Genomic DNA, 17,674 nt, shown 5'->3' with positions numbered 1-17,674 from the left:
CCCGATGGACGCTTTCATGACCGGCGGGCGGCATTAGGTTTGCGCGGGGAGGTTCCATGACTCAGGAAATCTGGTCCAAGGTCGACGAATACATCTTCGACGCGCTCATCCCGGCCGACCGCACCCTCGACGAGGCTCTTCTCGCCTCGGACGAGGCCGGGATGCCGCCCATCGCCGTCGCCCCCAACCAGGGCAAACTGCTCCATCTGCTGGCGAAGATGGTCGGTGCCCGCTCGATACTGGAGATCGGCACGCTCGGCGGCTACAGCACCATCTGGCTCGCCCGCGCCCTGCCACCCGAAGGGCGTCTCGTGACGCTCGAGTACTACCCGAAATTCGCCGAGGTCGCGCGGAAGAGCATCGACGCCGCCGGTGTCGGCGAGCTCGTCGACATCCGGATCGGGGAAGCACTGGACCTGCTGCCCGGAGTCGAAGGCCCGCTCGACCTGACGTTCATCGACGCGGACCGGGTCAACAACCCGGCCTACTTCGAGGCGGCGCTGAAGCTGACCAGGCCGGGCGGGGTGATCGTGATCGACAACGTCGTCCGCGCCGGGGCGGTGGCCGACCCGGCGAACACCTCCGACGAGATCGAAGGACTCCGGCGGATGCACGAACTGATCGCCGCCGAACCGCGGGTCGACGCGACCGCGTTGCAGACCGTCGGCAAGAAGGGGTACGACGGGCTGACGATCGTCCTCGTGACGTCCTAGCGGATGGCAGACACGTGAGATCGCCTTGGCGTCAGCGCGGGCGGGGAGCTGCCGTGGTCGCGGGGACCGGCCATCGCACCGGCAGTCCCTGGTGGAAGCCGTTCATGAAACGCTGCCACATCTCGGCCGGGATCGTCCTGCCGGTCAGCTTCTCCCCGGCGGCGTCCCGCATCCGGCGTGGTTCGTCGGAGCCGACCCAGACCGCGGTCGCGAGCTGGGGCGTGTACCCGACCGCCCAGCCGCCCGCGTTGTCGTCCGTCTCGTTGTACTGGAAGTCGCCGGTCTTCAGCGCCGCCGGACGGTCTTTCAGCCCGGTGGTCAGCACCTGGCTGATCGTGCCAGCGACCCGGCGGCTCAGCGCCTCGTCGCCCTTGAACGCGGGCGTCTTGTCCGGAGGCCGTTCCCAGACGATCTCACCGTTCTCGTCCCGGATCTTCGACACCAGATGCGGGGTGGCGCGCAGGCCGTCCGCGGCGAAGGTCGCGTAGGCACCGGCCATGTCGCTGGGGCGCAAGGGATACCGGCCGACCGCGATCCCGGGCCCGATCAGGAATCCGTCCTTTTCGCGCAGGGTGACGGCGCCGTCGACGGCCTCGGGGATCCCCGCCGCGCGGGCGCCGTTCCGGACCGTTTCCGCGCCGAGTTTCTTCGCCAGATCGACGAAGGGACCCTGCGCGTCCCGGCTCATAGCCTCACGCAGCGTGCATTTGCCGGTCTCGCCGCACTGGTCCTGGAACTTGAAGGTCTCGCCGAGGAAATCGACCTGCGCGGGCGCCTTCAGCGGTTCGTCCACGTTGACGCCCTGTTCGAGTCCGGCGGCGAGGGTGAACGGATGGAAGGCCGAGCCGGTGCCGTACGGGGTGCCGGCGTAGTCGTGCACGCTCCAGCCGCCGCCGTTGTAGGCGCGGATGGCACCGGTCCCCGGTTCGACGGCGACCAGCGACGCGCGGAAGTGCTCCGGCTGCCCCTGCAACCGCTCCTTGACCGCTTTCTCGGCTTCGGCCTGGGCACGCGGATCGATGGTCGTCTCGACCTTCATCGCGCCGCCGCGGAGCCGGTCCAGTGGGTAGCCGACCTGCTCCAGCTCGGCCAGGACCTGCTGCTTGACGTGGTACTTCTCGTAGGTGACGCGACCGGCGCGGGTCTCCGACGGCGCCTGGATCGCGTCCTCCGGATAGGTCATGCCGACCGCTTCGGCCTGGCTGACGTAACCCCGCGCGACCAGCTTGTTCACCACGTAGGACCAGCGCTTCATGGCGTGCTCGTGGGTGGAGGCATACGGGTCGTGCACCGACGGCGACTGGATCATGCCGGCGAGGAAGGCCGCCTCGCTCCAGGTCATCGAGTCGTCGAGTTTGCGGCCGAAGTAGGCGTTCATCGCCGACACCGGGCCGTAGGTGCCACGGCCGAACGAGATGATGTTGATGTAGCTCTCGAAGATCTCCTTCTTGGTCTGCTGCTGGGTGATCTTCGTGGCGAGCACCAGTTCGGAGAACTTGCGGGTGAGGGTGGCGTCCTCGTTGCCGGTGGATTTCTTGATGTACTGCTGCGTGATCCCCGAGCCGCCGCCGACGCCGGTCACCAGCGCGCGGCCGAGTCCGGTGAGATCGAAGCCCTCGTTGTCCCAGAAGGTCGGGTCCTCGGTCGCGACGATCGCGTCACGCAGCTTCGCGGGGATGGCGTCGTAGGGCACGAACAGCCGGTCTCCGGCGGGCGGGATCACCTTGAGCAGTTCGGAACCGTCCGCGTTCTGCAGGATGACGGTCTTGTCGAGCCCGGCGAGCACCTCCTCCGGGCTGCGGACGTCGAGCACGACGTACGCGATCCCGAACGTGACCACCGGGATGCCGATGAGCAGGCCGAGCGTCCAGGCGGCGATCCGGCGCCACCTGAGCTTCTTCCCTTTCGGCTCGGGGGTGGCCGTGGTCTCCGACTCGGGTGCGACTGACTCATCCGGGTTCTCCACGCCAGGTAAGACGCCCGAACGAGTGAAAAGGTTGTGGGAAAATCACCGAACCGTGTCCGGCTCTCCGCATTTCGTCACCTACATGCGGTAGTTGGCGACACGAACCACCGCAAGTAGGTGACGAATTGCGGGGGGTGAACTCCGCGCAAGTCACCTCAAGCGAGGAAGGCGCGAAGCAGCGAAGCCGTCCCTTCGACGTGCTCCGTCATCGCGCGCCGGGCCGCCTCCGGATCACCGGCCAGGATCGCGTCGACGATGGCCTCGTGCTGGGCGTTGGAATGCTCCAGATTCGGTTCGAGCAGCGGGATCATGTCGAGCAGCTGGTTGACCCGCATCCGCGCGTCGGCCATCGCCGTGGTCAGCGAGCCGGACGCGGTGACCTCGGCGATCGCCAGGTGCAGCCGCGAATCCTTGCGCCGGTAGTCGCCGACGTCGGCCGCCGCCGCCTCGGCGAGCGTGCTGGTCAGATGCTGCCGGTCGGCCGGGCTGAGGGACCGCGAAGCCGCCATCTCGGCGGCGCCGGTTTCCAGGACGTGCCGCAGGCCGAGCGCGTCTTCCAGGGTGGCGTTGTCGACCTTCCGCCCATCGGCGGCGGGCGGGTCGGGCAGGACGTCGTTGACGAAAGTGCCGCCGTAACGGCCACGCCGCGACTCGACGTAGCCCGCGTCGGACAGCGCGCGGATGGCCTCGCGCAGCGTCACCCGGCTGACCCCGAGCCGCTCGGCGAGCTCACGCTCCGACGGCAGCCGTTCACCCGCGCCCACCACTCCGAGCCGGATCGCCTGGAGCAGCCTTTCGACGGTCTCCTCGAAGGCGTTGCCCGCGCGCACCGGGCGGAACAGCGCGTCACCCGCGTTCGCGACCGTGCTCGTCTCCACTCTTCGAGTTTAGGCCGCCCGCAATTCGGCACCTGGTTGCGCACACGTGTATCGCAACCAGGTGCCGAATTGCGGAGCGGTCAGCACTCGATGACGTTCACGGCGAGGCCGCCGCGCGAGGTCTCCTTGTACTTCACGCTCATGTCGGCGCCGGTCTCACGCATGGTCTTGATCGCCTTGTCCAGCGTCACGATGTGCGAACCGTCGCCGCGCATCGCCATCCGCGCGGCGTGGATCGCCTTCGACGCGCCGACGGCGTTGCGTTCGATGCACGGGATCTGCACCAGCCCGCCGACCGGGTCGCAGGTCAGCCCCAGGTGGTGTTCGACGCCGATCTCGGCGGCGTTCTCCACCTGCGCCGGCGACCCGCCGAGGACCTCCGTGAGCGCGGCGGCGGCCATCGCGCTGGCCGAACCGACCTCGCCCTGGCAGCCGACCTCGGCGCCCGAAATCGAACCCGTCTGCTTGAGGATCGAGCCGATCGCGCCCGCGGTGAGCATGAACGTCACGATGCCGTCGTCCGACGAGCCCCGGATGAACCGCTGGTAGTAGTGCAGAACGGCCGGGATGATCCCCGCGGCGCCGTTGGTGGGCGCGGTGACGACGCGGCCGCCCGCGGCGTTCTCCTCGTTGACCGCCAGCGCGTACAGGCTCACCCAGTCCATCGCGTACAGCGGGTCGCCGACGCCGTCCTCGGCGAGCAGCTTCTCGTGCAACGCCTTCGCGCGCCGCGGTACCTTCAGCCCACCCGGCAGGACACCTTCGTGCTCGCAGCCGTTGCGCACGCATTCCACCATGACCTGCCAAATCTCCAGCAGACCTTCGCGGACCTCCTCGCGCGTGCGCCAGGAGAGTTCGTTGCGCAGCATGATCTCGCTGATCGGCAGCCCGGTGTCCTCGCAGTGTTTCAGCAGGTCCGCGCCGGTGCGGAACGGGAATTCCAGCCGCGTCGAGTCCTCGACGACGACAGTGTCGGTCTCGTAGGACTCATCGCGGACGAAGCCGCCGCCGACCGAATAGTAGGTCCGCTCGCGCAGCACCTTCCCGTCGGCGTCGAACGCGCGGAAGATCATCCCGTTCGGGTGCGCGGGCAACGACTTCCGCCGGTGCATGGTCAGGTCGGTGTCCTCGGTGAACACGATCTCGTGTTCACCGCGCAGCTTCAGCAGACAGGATTCGCGGATCTCCGCGATCTTGCCTGGCACCGTGTCAGTGTCGATCTCCTCCGGACGTTCCCCGGACAGCCCGAGCAGCACGGCCTTGTCGCTGCCGTGCCCGAACCCGGTCGCGCCGAGCGAGCCGAAAAGCTCACTCTGGACACGTGTCGTGGCCGTCAGGTCACCGTCCGCGGCCAGACCGTCCACAAAGGTCAATGCCGCCCGCATCGGGCCCACCGTATGGGAGCTGGAGGGGCCTATGCCGATCGAAAACAGGTCGAAGACGCTGATCGCCATTGATCTGCCCTCCTTCCTATCTGGCCAGCAGTGAGCTGGCTTCTTGGGCCGCGGGCCCTTCGGCGGCGAGATGGGCCAAGTTCTCCGACAGCGCTTCGCCGCGGTGGGCCTTCGTCTGCGCGAACAGCCGCCCGGCGCGGTACGAGGAGCGGACCAGCGGCCCGGCCATGACGCCGGCGAAGCCCATCGCCTCTGCGGCGTTCGAGTGCTCGACGAACTCTTCGGGCTTGACCCACCGGTCCACCGGGTGATGCCGGGGCGACGGACGCAGGTACTGGGTGATCGTCAGGATCTCGCAGCCCGCGTCGACCAGGTCCTTCATCGCCGGAGCCACCTCCTCCGGAGTCTCGCCCATGCCCAGGATCAAGTTCGACTTCGTCACCAAACCGGCCTCACGGGCCCGCGTGATCACTTCGAGCGACCGCGCGTACCGGAAACCGGGCCGGATCCGCTTGAAGATCCGCGGCACCGTCTCCACGTTGTGCGCCAGCACCTCGGGCCGCGAACCGAACACCTCGGCCAGCTGATCCGGATCCGCGTTGAAGTCCGGGATCAGCAACTCCACACCGGTACCCGGGTTCAGCGCGTGAATCTGCCGGACGGTTTCAGCGTACAGCCACGCGCCGCCGTCTTCGAGGTCGTCGCGCGCCACACCGGTCACCGTCGAGTAGCGCAACCCCATGGCCTGCACCGACTCCGCCACCTTGCGCGGCTCGGTCCTGTCCAGCGCCGCCGGCTTGCCCGTGTCGATCTGGCAGAAATCGCACCGACGGGTGCACTGGTCCCCACCGATCAGGAACGTGGCCTCACGGTCTTCCCAGCATTCGTAGATGTTGGGGCAACCGGCCTCCTCACACACGGTGTGGAGGCCTTCACGTTTGACCAGGCCCTTGAGCTCGGTGAACTCGGGGCCCATCCGCGCGCGGGTCTTGATCCACGGCGGCTTCTTCTCGATCGGGGTCTGCGCGTTGCGGACTTCGAGCCGGAGAAGTTTGCGCCCCTCGGGGACCGCGCTCATCGGTTGAGGTCCGCGTACAGCGGGTGCTTCTTGGCCAGCAGTTCGACCCTGGCGGACAGCGACTGGCGCAGGTCCTCGTCGAAGTCGGGGCGCAGCGCCTCGGCGATGATGTCGCCGACCTCGGCGAAGTCCTCGGCGCCGAAGCCGCGGGTCGCCAGCGCCGGGGTGCCGATGCGCAGGCCCGAGGTGATCATCGGCGGGCGCGGGTCGAACGGGACGGCGTTGCGGTTGACCGTGATGCCGACCGAGTGCAGCCGGTCCTCGGCCTGCTGACCGTCCAAAGTGGAGTTGACCAGATCGACGAGCACCAGGTGCACGTCGGTGCCGCCGGTCAGCACGCGGACACCGGCTTCGGCGCAGTCCGTGCGCGAGAGGCGGTCGGCCAGGATCTTCGCGCCTTCGAGCACACGCTGCTGACGCTCGCGGAACTCCTCGCTCGCGGCGATCTTGAGCGCGACGGCCTTGGCGGCGATGACGTGCTCCAGCGGACCGCCCTGCTGGCCGGGGAACACCGCCGAGTTGATCTTCTTGGCGAGTTCCTGACGGCACAGGATGATGCCGCCGCGCGGGCCGCCGAGGGTCTTGTGCGTGGTCGTGGTGACGATGTCCGCGTACGGCACCGGGCTGGGGTGCAGCCCGGCCGCGACGAGACCGGCGAAGTGCGCCATGTCGACCATGACCTTCGCGCCGACCTCGTCGGCGATGCGGCGGAACTCGGCGAAGTCGAGCTGACGCGGGTACGCCGACCAACCGGCGATGATCAGCTTCGGCTTGTGCTCCTTGGCGAGGCGCTCGATCTCCTCGACGTCGACGATCCCGGTCTCCTTGTCGACGTGGTAGGCGACGACGTTGTAGAGCTTGCCGGAAAAGTTGATCTTCATCCCGTGTGTCAGGTGCCCGCCGTGGGCGAGATCGAGACCCAGGATGGTGTCGCCGGGGTTGAGCACCGCGACCATGGCGGCGGCGTTGGCCTGCGCGCCCGAATGCGGCTGGACGTTGGCGTGCTCGGCGCCGAACAGGGCCTTCGCACGGTCGATCGCCAGCTGCTCGATGACGTCGACGTGCTCGCAACCGCCGTAGTAGCGGCGGCCGGGGTACCCCTCGGCGTACTTGTTGGTCAGCACCGAACCCTGTGCCTCGAGCACGCCCACCGGGGCGAAGTTCTCCGAGGCGATCATCTCCAGGGTCGACTGCTGCCGGTCGAGTTCGGCCGCGACGGCGGTGGCGACCTCGGGGTCCACATCGGACAAGGCAGCGTTGAACATCTCAGTTCTCCTGGGTCAGGACGGCGTAAGCCTGGGCGTCGAGCAGGGCGGGCACGTCGCCGGACAGACGCACCTTCAGGAGCCATCCTTCGGCGTACGGGTCCGAGTTGATGAGCTCGGGGGTGTCCGTTGTGGCCTCGTTCACCTCGACGACCTCGCCGTCCACGGGCGCGTACAGCTCGCTGACCGACTTGGTCGACTCGACCTCGCCGAACACCTCGCCCGCGGTGACGGTGTCGCCGACCGAGGGAAGCTGGACGAACACGATGTCACCGAGCGACTCGGCGGCGAAGGCGGTGATGCCCACGGTGGCGACGCCGTCGGCGACGTTCAGCCACTCGTGTTCCTTCGTGTACTTCAGGTCCTGGGGGATGCTCATGATCTCGGAAGGGCCTTTCAGGCGCGGGAGTAGAAGGGCAGGGCGACGACCTCGACAGGCTCGATGCGGCCCCGGATGTCGACGGAAAGCTCGGTGCCGGGCTCGGAGTGCTCCCGGTCCACATAGGCCATGGCGATCGGGTAACCCAGGGTCGGCGACAGGGCACCGCTGGTGACCTCGCCGATCTCGGTCTCGCCCGCCAGGACGGTGTAGCCGTGGCGCGGGGCGCGGCGGCCGGAGCCCTTGAGCCCCACACGCACGCGGGGAACGTCCTTCTTGGACAGTTCCTCGAGCGCTGCCTTGCCGACGAAGTCGCCGGGCTTCTCGAACTTGACGACGCGGCCGAGACCGGCTTCGAACGGGCTCAGCTGGAGGCTGAGTTCGTTGCCGTACAACGGCATCCCGGCTTCGAGGCGCAGGGTGTCGCGGCAGGCGAGACCGGCCGGGAGCAGACCGTGCGGCGCACCCGCGTCGGTCAGGATGCGCCAGACGGCGGGGGCCTCACCGGCCGGGACGTACAGCTCGAAGCCGTCCTCGCCGGTGTATCCGGTGCGGGCGAGCAGGACGTCGTGACCCTTCACGACGGCCGGGACGCTCGCGTAGTACTTGAGCGCGCCGAGGTCGGCGTCGGTGACGGCGCCGAGGATCTCGACGGCCTTCGGGCCCTGGACGGCGATCAGCGCGACGTCCTCGGACTTGTTCTCGACGACGGCGTCGAAGCCGGAGACCCGCTCGGCCAGTGCCTCCGCGACCACGGAGGCGTTGCCCGCGTTGGCCACGACCAGGAACTTCTCGTCGGCGAGGCGGTAGACGACCAGGTCGTCCAGCACGCCGCCGTTCTCGTCGCAGATCATCGTGTAGCGCGCCCGGCCCGGCTTGACGCCGGACAGGTTGCCGACCAGCGCGAAGTCGAGGGTGTCGGCGGCCTGCGGGCCGGTCACCTCGATCTCGGCCATATGGGAGAGGTCGAACAGGCCCGCGGTCTCGCGGACGGCCTTGTGCTCCGCCAGTTCGCTGCTGTAGCGGATCGGCATCGACCAGCCCGCGAAGTCGGTGAACAACGCACCCAGTCCTTTGTGGACTCCGTGCAGGGACGTCTCTTTCGACATCAAGTGCCTCAGTTCTCGTAGGCGTTGAGCGGCGGGCAGGAGCAGACGAGGTTACGGTCCCCGCGCGCACCGTCGATGCGGCGCACCGGAGGCCAGTACTTGGCCTTGCGATTCACTCCGGCGGGGTACACCGCCAGTTCGCGGTCATACGGCAGGTCCCAGTCGCCGACCAGGGTCTCGGCGGTGTGGGGGGCGTTGCGGAGCGGGCTGTTGTCCGCGGCCCAACGGCCCTGCGCGACGGCGTCGATCTCCGCGCGGATGGCGATCATCGCGTCGCAGAAGCGGTCGATCTCGCCGAGGTCCTCGGATTCGGTCGGCTCGACCATCAGCGTGCCCGCGACCGGGAACGACATGGTCGGCGCGTGGAAGCCGTAATCGATCAGGCGCTTCGCGACGTCGTCGACGCTGACGCCGGTCTCCTTGGTGAGCCCGCGCAGGTCGAGGATGCACTCGTGCGCGACAAGGCCGTCCTGGCCGGTGTACAGCACCGGGTAGTGCTGGTTGAGGCGTTTGGCCACGTAGTTCGCGGCGAGAACTGCGACCTGCGTCGCGGCGGTGAGCCCGCCCGCGCCCATCATGCGGACGTACGCCCACGAGATCGGCAGGATCGACGCCGAACCGAACGGGGCCGCGCTGATCGGGCCGACACCGGTTTCGGGGCCCGCCTTCGCCAGCATCGGGTGGTTCGGCAGGTACGGCGCGAGGTGCGCGCGGACCGCGACCGGGCCGACGCCGGGGCCGCCGCCACCGTGCGGGATGCAGAAGGTCTTGTGCAGGTTCAGGTGCGAGACGTCGCCACCGAACTCGCCCGGCTTGGCGAGACCGAGCAGGGCGTTGAGGTTCGCGCCGTCGACGTAGACCTGGCCGCCCGCGTCGTGCACGATCTTGGCCAGCTCGTCGATGCCGTGCTCGTAGACGCCGTGCGTGGACGGGTACGTGACCATGATCGCGGACAGCGTGTCGCGGTTGGCCTCGACCTTGGCCCGCAGGTCTTCGAGGTCGACGTTGCCCTCGTCGGTGCACTTGACCACGACGACGCGCATGCCCGCCATGACCGCGGAGGCGGCGTTCGTGCCGTGCGCGGACGAGGGGATCAGGCAGACCTCGCGCTCCTGCTGGCCGTTCGCGTGGTGGTACGCGCGGATCGCGAGCAGACCGGCGAGCTCGCCCTGGCTGCCCGCGTTCGGCTGCAACGACACCTTGTCGTAGCCGGTGACCTCGGCCAGCCAACCGGACAGCTGCTCGACGAGGACGTGGTAGCCCTCGGCCTGGTCAGCGGGGGCGAACGGGTGGATACCCGCGAACTCGCGCCAGCTGATCGGCTCCATCTCGGTGGTGGCGTTGAGCTTCATCGTGCAGGAGCCGAGCGGGATCATGCCGCGGTCGAGCGCGTAGTCGAGGTCGGACAGGCTGCGCAGGTACCGCAGCATCGCGGTCTCGGAGCGGTGCGAGTGGAAGACCTCGTGCGTGAGGTACTCGCTCTCACGGTGCAGCCCGGCGGGCAGTGCCTGTGCTTCGGCGGCCGGGTTGTCGATACCGAAGGCGTTGAGCACCTTGGCGATGATCGCGGGTGTGGTGACCTCGTCGACGGCGATGCGGACGTGGTCGGCGTCGACCGGGCCGAGGTTGATCCCGTTCTCGCGGGCGACCGCGACGACCGCTTCGGCCTGACCGGGCATGCGAGCGAGGACGGTGTCGAAGAAGCCCTCGTGGACGACCTCGACGCCGCCCGCGCGGAGGGCGTCCGCCAGGCCGCCGGCGAGTTCGTGGACGCGGGTCGCGATGCGCTTGAGGCCGTCCGGACCGTGGTAGACCGCGTACATCGCGGCGAGCACCGCGGGCAGCACCTGCGCGGTGCAGATGTTGGAGGTCGCCTTCTCGCGGCGGATGTGCTGCTCGCGGGTCTGCAGGGCGAGGCGGTACGCGGAGTTGCCGTCGGCGTCGACCGAGACCCCGACCAGGCGGCCCGGCAGCGAACGCTCGAGCCCGGCGCGGACGGCCATGTATCCGGCGTGCGGACCGCCGTAACCGAGCGGGACACCGAAGCGCTGGGTGGAACCGGCGGCGATGTCGGCGCCGAACTCACCCGGCGCGGTGATCAACGTGAGGGCGAGCAGGTCGGCGGCGACGGTGTACAGCGCGCCGGCGGCCTTCGCGGTCTCGGAGATGGCGGAGTAGAAGCCCGCGCCGCGCAGCACGCCGGAAGCGCCCGGGTACTGGACGACGACGCCGAAGAACTCGTCCGGCAAGCCGGTGAGCAGGTCGCGGACCTCGACCTCGACGCCCATCGCCTCGGCGCGGGTGCGGACGACGGCGATGGTCTGCGGCAGGCATTCGGCGTCGAGGACGACCTTGTTGGACTTGGACTTCGACACGCGGCGCATCAGCATGACGGCCTCGGCGACGGCGGTGGACTCGTCGAGCAGGGAGGCGTTCGCGGTGGTGAGACCGGCCAGCTCGGAGACCATGGTCTGGAAGTTGAGGAGGGCTTCGAGACGGCCCTGCGAGATCTCCGGCTGATACGGCGTGTACGCCGTGTACCAAGCCGGGTTCTCCAGCACGTTGCGGCGGATGACCGCCGGAGTGACCGTGTCGTGGAAGCCGAGGCCGATCATCTGCGTCATCGGCTTGTTGAGCGCGGCGAGCGCGCGAAGCTCCGCGATGGCGTCCTCTTCGGACGCGGCGGGGGGAAGTTCGAGGTCACGCGTGACCCGGATCGCGGACGGCACCGCGGCCTGCACCAAGGCGTCGAGGCTGCCGTAGCCGACCTCGGCGAGCATCTTGGCCTGCTCGGACTCCGAGGGGCCGATGTGCCGGTCGTCGAACGACGTACTGGTCAAGGGAGCTCCTTGGGTCAGGCGCCGGATAGACCGGTGCGCTGGGAACTCCCCCTCTGTCATGGCACCTGAGAGTTTCACCGCACGTGATGCGGCTTTCACCTTGGGTGAGGCGCACTTGCGCGCCTGCTTTCCAGAGTGGCCTCGCGGAAGCGGTAGTGAGTACCTGAGAGATTCCGGGGAGTTTGCTCCTTCGGTGCCCCACCACGTTCGTGAGGGCTCTCCCGCTCCAGCTCAACGGCCCTGTCTGTAGTTGTGCGCACACCGTACCTGGCGTGTTCAACGCACGTCTACTTCGACCCGACGACGTCACTTGCGTGTCCGGAGCCGTAACTCGCGTGCTTGGAGCCGTCACTCGTGAGTTACGCCTCCGATCACGCGAGTTACGGCTCCAAGCACGCGAGTTACGCGTTCTCCATCATCATCTCGGCGGTGATCGTGCCGCAGAGCTCGGCGCACCGCATCATCATGTCGGCCGCGTCGGCGAGTTCGGTGTCACCGGTCTTGGCGCACTCCTGGGCGCACATACGCATCATCTGGGAGGCGAGGCCGCACATCTTCGCGCACATGCGCATCATCTCGAGGTCGGCGACCATGGCGGAGCAGCGCATCATCATGTCGGCGCACATGCGGGACATGTCCGCGCAGGTCACCATCATCATCCCGAGTTTCGCGCCGCCCATCTCCATGCAGCGCGTCAACATCTCCTCGCACCTGACGTGGCACTCGTTGCACAGGTCGATGCAGTCACGCATGGCGGTGCTCATCTGCCGGGTCATTCTTCGGGCCTCCCGCGCTTTCGGATCGTGGAACCGTGCGGCTCCGCGTCTCAGGACTACAGCGCAGGTCAGCGGCCCGCCATCCCAGCCACCGGGACGAGTGACGGGGTGGCGGGCCAGCGGCCGCAATCAGGTGACGAGTTGCGCCGGGGGGTGGCGCCGCCGCCGAGGCTCCTGAGAGGACCGCACGTGCGGGAAGTCCGTGAGGGCCTCCTTCCCTACTCTCAAGGTAGGGAAAGAGGCCCTCACGGACAGCGCGACCGTGGGTGCCGCAATTAGGTGACGAATTGCGGACGGTCAGAGCGGAGTGACGTAGGCGCCCGAGATGCCGCCGTCCACCAGGAACTGCGAAGCGGTGATGAACGAGGCGTCGTCGCTCGCCAGGAAGGCGACCGCGGCCGCGATCTCCTCCGGCTCGGCGAACCGCCCGACCGGCACGTGCACCAGCCGCCGCGCCGCCCGCTCGGGGTCCTTCGCGAACAGTTCCTTCAGCAGCGGGGTGTTCACCGGACCCGGGCACAACGCGTTGACCCGGATGTTCTCCCGCGCGAACTGCACGCCCAGTTCCCGGCTCATCGCCAGCACCCCGCCCTTGGACGCGGTGTAGGAGATCTGCGACGTCGCCGCGCCCATCACCGCGACGAACGACGCCGTGTTGACGATCGAGCCCTTGCCCTGCCGTCGCATATGCGGCAGCGCCGCCTTGCAGCACAGGTACACCGAGGTCAGGTTGACCTTCTGCACCTTCTCCCACGCGTCGATGCCCGTGGTCAGGATCGAGTCGTCCTCGGGCGGGGAGATGCCCGCGTTGTTGAACGCGACGTCGACCGAGCCGAAAGTGTCCACTGTGGTCTGGAACAGGGCATCGACCTGTTCGGCGTCGGTGACGTCGGCCTGCACGAACAGGCCGCCGACCTCGTCGGCCGCGGCTTTGCCCGCCTCGGCGGAGATGTCGCCGATGACGACCTTCGCGCCCTCGCTCGCCAGCCGCCGCGCGGTGGCGAGGCCGATGCCGCTGCTGCCGCCGGTGATGACCGCGACGCGGCCTTCGAAACGCTGAACCATTCCTATTCCTCCGTGCTGATGAAGACGTTTTTGGTCTCGGTGAAGGCGTCGACGGCGTCCGGGCCGAGTTCCCGGCCCAGCCCGGACTGCTTGAACCCGCCGAACGGTGTCCAGTACCGGACGGACGAATGCGAGTTCACCGAAAGGTTCCCGGCCTCGACACCACGGGCGACGCGGAAGGCACGGCCGACGTCGCGCGTCCAGATCGAGCCGGACAGGCCGTACTCGGTGTCGTTGGCCATGGTCACCGCGTCGGCCTCCCCGTCGAACGGGACCACCGCGACGACCGGGCCGAAGATCTCCTCCGAGGCCAGCGGATGCCGCAGATCCGGCGGGGTGACGACGGTCGGCGCGAACCAGTACCCGGGGCCGACGGGCGCGTTTCCCCGGAAGGCCACCGGCGCGGCGTCGTCCACATAGGACGACACCTTCGCGTGGTGCCCCGCCGAGATCAGCGGCCCCATCTCGGTCACTTCCAGCCGCGGATCCCCCACGACCACACCGTTCACCGCGGGTTCCAGCAGTTCCATGAACTTCTCGTACACGCTCGACTGCACCAGGATCAGCGACCGCGCACAGCAGTCCTGCCCGGCGTTGTCGAAGACGCCGTACGGCGCGGTGGCCGCGGCCTTCTCCAGGTCGGCGTCGGCGAAGACGATGTTCGCGTTCTTGCCGCCGAGTTCCAGCGTCACCCGCTTCACCTGCGCGGCGCAGCCCGCCATGATCTGCTTGCCGACCTCGGTCGAGCCGGTGAACACCACTTTCCGCACCGCGGGATGGTCCACGAACCGCTGTCCCACCACGGATCCCTTGCCGGGGAGCACCTGGAAGACGTCTTCGGGGATCCCCGCTTCACGGGCGAGTTCGCCGAGGCGGATCGCGGTCAGCGGAGTGAGCTCGGCGGGTTTGAGGACGACGGTGTTCCCGGCGGCGAGCGCGGGCGCGAATCCCCAGCCCGCGATGGGCATCGGGAAGTTCCACGGCACGATCACCCCGACCACGCCGAGCGGCTCGTGGAACGTCATGTTCACTCCGCCGGGTACCGGGATCTGCTTGCCGCTCAACCGTTCGGGCGACGCGGAGTAGTACGTCAGCACGTCGCGGACGTTGCCGGCTTCCCAGCGCGCGTTGCCGATCGTGTGACCGGCGTTGGCGACCTCAAGCTGGGCGAGGTTCTCGATGTCGGCGTCGACGGCGTCGGCGAACCGGCGCAGCAGCCGCGCCCGGTCGCCGGGGGCCACCGCGCGCCATGCGGGGAACGCCGCGTGCGCGCGGGCGATCGCCGCGTCGGTCTCCTCGGCCGAGGTCAGCGAGACCGACCTCACCACCTCTTCGGTGGCGGGGTTGATCACCTCGAACGTGGTCATGCGCGCTCCTTAGCTGCTTCCACCAGCGCCTCGAAAAGCCTGATGTCGTCGGGATTCTGTTCGGGATGCCATTGGACGCCGAGGACGAATCCGTCACCGGGCAGTTCGGCCGCCTCGATGGTCCCGTCCGCCGCCCAGCCGACCGGGACCAGCCCGTCGCCGAGCTTGTCGATCGCCTGATGGTGGTAACACGGCACCTTGGTCTCGGTGCCGAGGATCGCCGCGACCCGGCTCCCCTCGGCAAGCGTCACCGTAGTGGTGCCGAAGGTCCCTGGCGCGGGCTGGTGATCCGCACTGTCCAAAGTGTCCGGCAGGTGCTGGGCGAGCGTGCCGCCCAGCGCGACGCTGAGCACCTGTAGACCGCGGCACACGCCGAGCACCGGTTTTCCCGTGTCCAAAGCGGACCGCAGCAGGCCGAACTCGAACGCGTCCCGGTTCGGCCTCGTGTACGTCGTCGCGTGTTGCTCCTGGCCGTAGCGCGCCGGGTCGACGTCGGCGCCGCCGACCAGCACGAGCCCGTCCACGGCGGACATCAGTCGATCGTGTGCCCCGCTCACCGGCGGCAACAGGACCGGGATCCCGCCCGCCGCGACGATCCCGTCGACGTAGACCCGGTGCAGCAGCGCTGCTTCGGTCTCCCAGACGAGGAACTTCGCGGGCTCCAGATAGGACGTGAGACCGATTATGGGGTCACAGCCGTTCGAAGCCACGGATCCTCTCCCAGTCGGTGACGGCGGCGTCGTACGCGGCGAGTTCGACCTTCGCCGCGTTCAGGTAGTGGTCGACGACCTCGTCCCCGAACGCGGTCCTGCCAAGTTCGCTCTTGTCCAGTAGCGCCGCGGCTTCCCGCAGAGTCGTCGGCACGGTCGGCTTGTCGGAACCGTAGGCGTTGCCGTGGAACTCCGGCTCCAGCTCCAGTTCGTTCTCGATGCCGTGCAAGCCCGCCGCGATCAGCGCGGCCACCGCGAGGTACGGGTTCACGTCGCCGCCGGGGACCCGGTTCTCGGTGCGCAGCGAGTCCCCGTGCCCGACGACGCGGAGCGCGCACGTGCGGTTGTCGGTGCCCCACGCGACGGCTGTCGGCGCGAAGCTGCCGGGGACGAAACGCTTGTAGGAGTTGATGTTCGGCGCGAGGAAGTAGGTCAGCTCACGCAGCCCGGCGAGCTGACCGGCGAGGAAGTGCTCCATCAGCGGCGAGAACCCGCCGGGACCGTCGCCTGCCAGGACGGGCTCGCCCTCGGCGGAGCGCAGGCTGATGTGGATATGGCAGGAGTTGCCCTCGCGTTCGTTGTACTTCGCCATGAACGTGAGGCTCTTGCCCTCCTGCGCGGCGATCTCCTTGGACCCGGTCTTGTAGACACTGTGGTTGTCGCAGGTGGTCAGCGCGTCGGCGTAGCGGAACGCGATCTCGTGCTGGCCGGGGTTGCACTCGCCCTTGGCCGACTCGACGTACAGTCCCGCCCCGCCCATGTCGTTCCGGATGCGGCGCAGCAGCGGCTCGATCCGCGAGGTGCCGAGCATCGAGTAGTCGACGTTGTACTGGTTGGCCGGGCGAAGGTCCTGATAACGCTTGTCCCAGGCCGCTTCGAAGGTGTCGTCGAAGACGATGAACTCCAGTTCGGTCCCGACGTACGCGGCGAGACCACGCGCGGCGAGCCGGTCGAGCTGACCGCGCAGGATCTGGCGCGGCGAAGGGGCCACGGCGCCGCCCTGCACCCGTTCGAGGTCGGCGAGGACGAGCGCGGTGCCCTCCTGCCACGGCAGCAGGCGAAGCGTGTCGAAGTCCGGGCGCATGACGAAGTCGCCGTAGCCGGTCTCCCACGACGACATCGCGTAGCCGTCGACAGTGTTCATGTCGACGTCGACGGCGAGCAGGTAGTTGCACGCTTCGGTGGCGTGCTCGACGACCTCGTTGAGGAAGTACTCGGCGGCGCAGCGTTTGCCCTGCAGCCTGCCCTGCATGTCGGTGATCGCCACCAGCACCGTGTCGACCGTGCCGTCCTCGACCAGTTCCCGGAGCCGATCCAGCGTGAGCATGCCGCGCCTGTTCGCCATCAGCCTCACCTAAAGGTTCGAAGCGGTACCTTTGCGGCTTCTTCCTACCGGGTGGGCCCGACCTGGTCAACTCGACCAATGGTCTGCTTCGTTACCCATTGCGGACTGTAGTTGATCCCTGGGCGGATTGTCTGCGATGCCCGGCTGAGAAGATGCTGTGAATCCCGCCGGACGGGAGGAGATCCGCACACCCGGAACGTTGTACGGATCAAGAGAGGTGAGAAGGAATGACACAGGCATTCACGCAGCAGACCACGTTCACCGAGCCCCAGGGGCGGGCTCAGCTCCCGACGCTGCCCAGCGGGTGGCCGATCGGCTCCTACGAGTCGTACTCCGAAGCGCAGCGTGCCGTCGACCACCTCGCGGGAACGGACTTCCCGATCACGGACGTCACCATCGTCGGTGTCGAGCCGATCCTGGTCGAGCGGATCGCCGGGCGGATGGGCTGGAGCAAGGTGCTGACCAGCTCGGCACTGTCGGGCGCGATGTTCGGTATGTTCCTCGGCCTCGTGCTGAGCCTGCTGAACCCGGGCGCCGGACTGGTGCCGATCCTCGTCGGCCTCGTCGGCGGTATCGCGTTCAACCTGCTGTTCGGCGCGTTGGGGTACGCGACTTCGAAGAACAAGCGCGGGTTCATCTCGCAGAGCCAGCTGGTCGCCCGGCGTTACGACGTCCTGGCCCAGCCGCGCAACGCCGAGAAGGGCCGCGCCCTGCTGGCCGACCTGGCCGCTAGGAGCGCGTTCCTCCACTGAGCCTCACCCCCACGCGAGCCGGCACCTCAGCACGAGG

15 protein-coding genes and 1 riboswitch are annotated in these 17,674 nt (G+C 68.4%); of the genes, 2 read left to right on the top strand and 13 right to left on the bottom strand.

Annotation, left to right across the window (positions count from 1 at the left end; all coding sequences use genetic code 11):
- The first annotated feature begins 56 nt into the window (after positions 1-56).
- Positions 57-713, top strand: coding sequence for an O-methyltransferase (locus ACLJO0_RS20280; RefSeq protein ID WP_410580041.1), 657 nt, complete (start codon positions 57-59; stop codon positions 711-713).
- A gap of 31 nt (positions 714-744) precedes the next feature.
- Here the strand turns inward: ACLJO0_RS20280 and ACLJO0_RS20275 are convergent, their stop codons facing one another.
- From ACLJO0_RS20275 to ACLJO0_RS20215, 13 genes are all read right to left on the bottom strand, one after another.
- Positions 745-2,679, bottom strand: a complete 1,935-nt coding sequence (locus ACLJO0_RS20275; RefSeq protein WP_410580040.1) for a transglycosylase domain-containing protein — start codon at positions 2,677-2,679, stop codon at positions 745-747.
- Positions 2,680-2,834: 155 nt separating this feature from the next.
- Positions 2,835-3,557, bottom strand: a complete 723-nt coding sequence (locus ACLJO0_RS20270; RefSeq protein WP_410580039.1) for a FadR/GntR family transcriptional regulator — start codon at positions 3,555-3,557, stop codon at positions 2,835-2,837.
- A gap of 80 nt (positions 3,558-3,637) precedes the next feature.
- Positions 3,638-5,011 carry an L-serine ammonia-lyase gene (locus tag ACLJO0_RS20265; protein ID WP_410580038.1) on the bottom strand — a complete coding sequence of 458 codons (1,374 nt, stop codon included), beginning with the start codon at positions 5,009-5,011 and terminating at the stop codon, positions 3,638-3,640.
- Between the two features lie 16 nt (positions 5,012-5,027).
- On the bottom strand, positions 5,028-6,029 hold the full coding sequence (lipA, locus tag ACLJO0_RS20260; protein WP_410580037.1) for a lipoyl synthase: 1,002 nt from the start codon (positions 6,027-6,029) through the stop codon (positions 5,028-5,030).
- Entirely contained in the window at positions 6,026-7,294 is a 1,269-nt protein-coding gene (gene glyA, locus ACLJO0_RS20255) for a serine hydroxymethyltransferase (RefSeq protein WP_410580036.1), read from the bottom strand. Before glyA ends, lipA begins: the two co-directional genes overlap by 4 nt.
- Position 7,295: 1 nt before the next feature.
- Positions 7,296-7,673, bottom strand: a complete 378-nt coding sequence (gcvH, locus tag ACLJO0_RS20250; protein ID WP_016336369.1) for a glycine cleavage system protein GcvH — start codon at positions 7,671-7,673, stop codon at positions 7,296-7,298.
- 17 nt (positions 7,674-7,690) lie between these two features.
- Positions 7,691-8,782 carry a glycine cleavage system aminomethyltransferase GcvT gene (gcvT, locus tag ACLJO0_RS20245; RefSeq protein WP_410580035.1) on the bottom strand — a complete coding sequence of 364 codons (1,092 nt, stop codon included), beginning with the start codon at positions 8,780-8,782 and terminating at the stop codon, positions 7,691-7,693.
- A gap of 8 nt (positions 8,783-8,790) precedes the next feature.
- The gene (gcvP, locus tag ACLJO0_RS20240) at positions 8,791-11,622 is read right to left on the bottom strand and encodes an aminomethyl-transferring glycine dehydrogenase (RefSeq protein WP_410580034.1); all 2,832 of its coding nucleotides are present in this window, start codon (positions 11,620-11,622) and stop codon (positions 8,791-8,793) included.
- Positions 11,623-11,665: 43 nt separating this feature from the next.
- A riboswitch (glycine riboswitch) is annotated at positions 11,666-11,766 on the bottom strand.
- A gap of 257 nt (positions 11,767-12,023) precedes the next feature.
- The gene (locus tag ACLJO0_RS20235; RefSeq protein ID WP_410580033.1) at positions 12,024-12,398 is read right to left on the bottom strand and encodes a hypothetical protein; all 375 of its coding nucleotides are present in this window, start codon (positions 12,396-12,398) and stop codon (positions 12,024-12,026) included.
- A 297-nt stretch (positions 12,399-12,695) separates the two neighbouring features.
- Positions 12,696-13,463: a 3-oxoacyl-ACP reductase gene (locus tag ACLJO0_RS20230; protein WP_125799122.1), complete on the bottom strand. Its 768-nt coding sequence runs from the start codon at positions 13,461-13,463 to the stop codon at positions 12,696-12,698.
- Positions 13,464-13,465: 2 nt separating this feature from the next.
- Positions 13,466-14,830 carry an aldehyde dehydrogenase family protein gene (locus tag ACLJO0_RS20225; RefSeq protein ID WP_410580032.1) on the bottom strand — a complete coding sequence of 455 codons (1,365 nt, stop codon included), beginning with the start codon at positions 14,828-14,830 and terminating at the stop codon, positions 13,466-13,468.
- The gene (locus ACLJO0_RS20220; RefSeq protein WP_410580031.1) at positions 14,827-15,540 is read right to left on the bottom strand and encodes a gamma-glutamyl-gamma-aminobutyrate hydrolase family protein; all 714 of its coding nucleotides are present in this window, start codon (positions 15,538-15,540) and stop codon (positions 14,827-14,829) included. The genes ACLJO0_RS20225 and ACLJO0_RS20220 overlap by 4 nt, the downstream gene beginning before the upstream one ends.
- Entirely contained in the window at positions 15,521-16,885 is a 1,365-nt protein-coding gene (locus ACLJO0_RS20215) for a glutamine synthetase family protein (RefSeq protein WP_410580030.1), read from the bottom strand. Before ACLJO0_RS20215 ends, ACLJO0_RS20220 begins: the two co-directional genes overlap by 20 nt.
- Before the next feature lie 227 nt (positions 16,886-17,112).
- Here ACLJO0_RS20215 and ACLJO0_RS20210 point away from each other — a divergent pair, with 227 nt between their 5' ends.
- Positions 17,113-17,637: a general stress protein gene (locus ACLJO0_RS20210; RefSeq protein ID WP_125792606.1), complete on the top strand. Its 525-nt coding sequence runs from the start codon at positions 17,113-17,115 to the stop codon at positions 17,635-17,637.
- Positions 17,638-17,674 lie beyond the last annotated feature (37 nt).

Origin of the sequence: Amycolatopsis sp. lyj-108 (assembly GCF_046549005.1) — a bacterium.
GTDB lineage: Bacteria > Actinomycetota > Actinomycetes > Mycobacteriales > Pseudonocardiaceae > Amycolatopsis.
Note: the sequence above shows the minus strand (reverse complement) of the source record. Positions and strands in the feature narration are given on the sequence as shown.

Excerpts from the sequence above, each read along its gene's own strand:
- ACLJO0_RS20230 (WP_125799122.1), bottom strand. The coding sequence starts at position 13,463 with ATGGTTCAGCGTTTCGAAGGCCGCGTCGCGGTCATCACCGGCGGCAGC.
- ACLJO0_RS20225 (WP_410580032.1), bottom strand. The coding sequence starts at position 14,830 with ATGACCACGTTCGAGGTGATCAACCCCGCCACCGAAGAGGTGGTGAGG.
- ACLJO0_RS20235 (WP_410580033.1), bottom strand. The coding sequence starts at position 12,398 with ATGACCCGGCAGATGAGCACCGCCATGCGTGACTGCATCGACCTGTGC.
- ACLJO0_RS20265 (WP_410580038.1), bottom strand. The coding sequence starts at position 5,011 with ATGGCGATCAGCGTCTTCGACCTGTTTTCGATCGGCATAGGCCCCTCC.
- gcvT (WP_410580035.1), bottom strand. The coding sequence starts at position 8,782 with ATGTCGAAAGAGACGTCCCTGCACGGAGTCCACAAAGGACTGGGTGCG.
- lipA (WP_410580037.1), bottom strand. The coding sequence starts at position 6,029 with ATGAGCGCGGTCCCCGAGGGGCGCAAACTTCTCCGGCTCGAAGTCCGC.
- glyA (WP_410580036.1), bottom strand. The coding sequence starts at position 7,294 with ATGTTCAACGCTGCCTTGTCCGATGTGGACCCCGAGGTCGCCACCGCC.
- ACLJO0_RS20210 (WP_125792606.1), top strand. The coding sequence starts at position 17,113 with ATGACACAGGCATTCACGCAGCAGACCACGTTCACCGAGCCCCAGGGG.
- gcvH (WP_016336369.1), bottom strand. The coding sequence starts at position 7,673 with ATGAGCATCCCCCAGGACCTGAAGTACACGAAGGAACACGAGTGGCTG.
- ACLJO0_RS20215 (WP_410580030.1), bottom strand. The coding sequence starts at position 16,885 with ATGGCGAACAGGCGCGGCATGCTCACGCTGGATCGGCTCCGGGAACTG.
- ACLJO0_RS20280 (WP_410580041.1), top strand. The coding sequence starts at position 57 with ATGACTCAGGAAATCTGGTCCAAGGTCGACGAATACATCTTCGACGCG.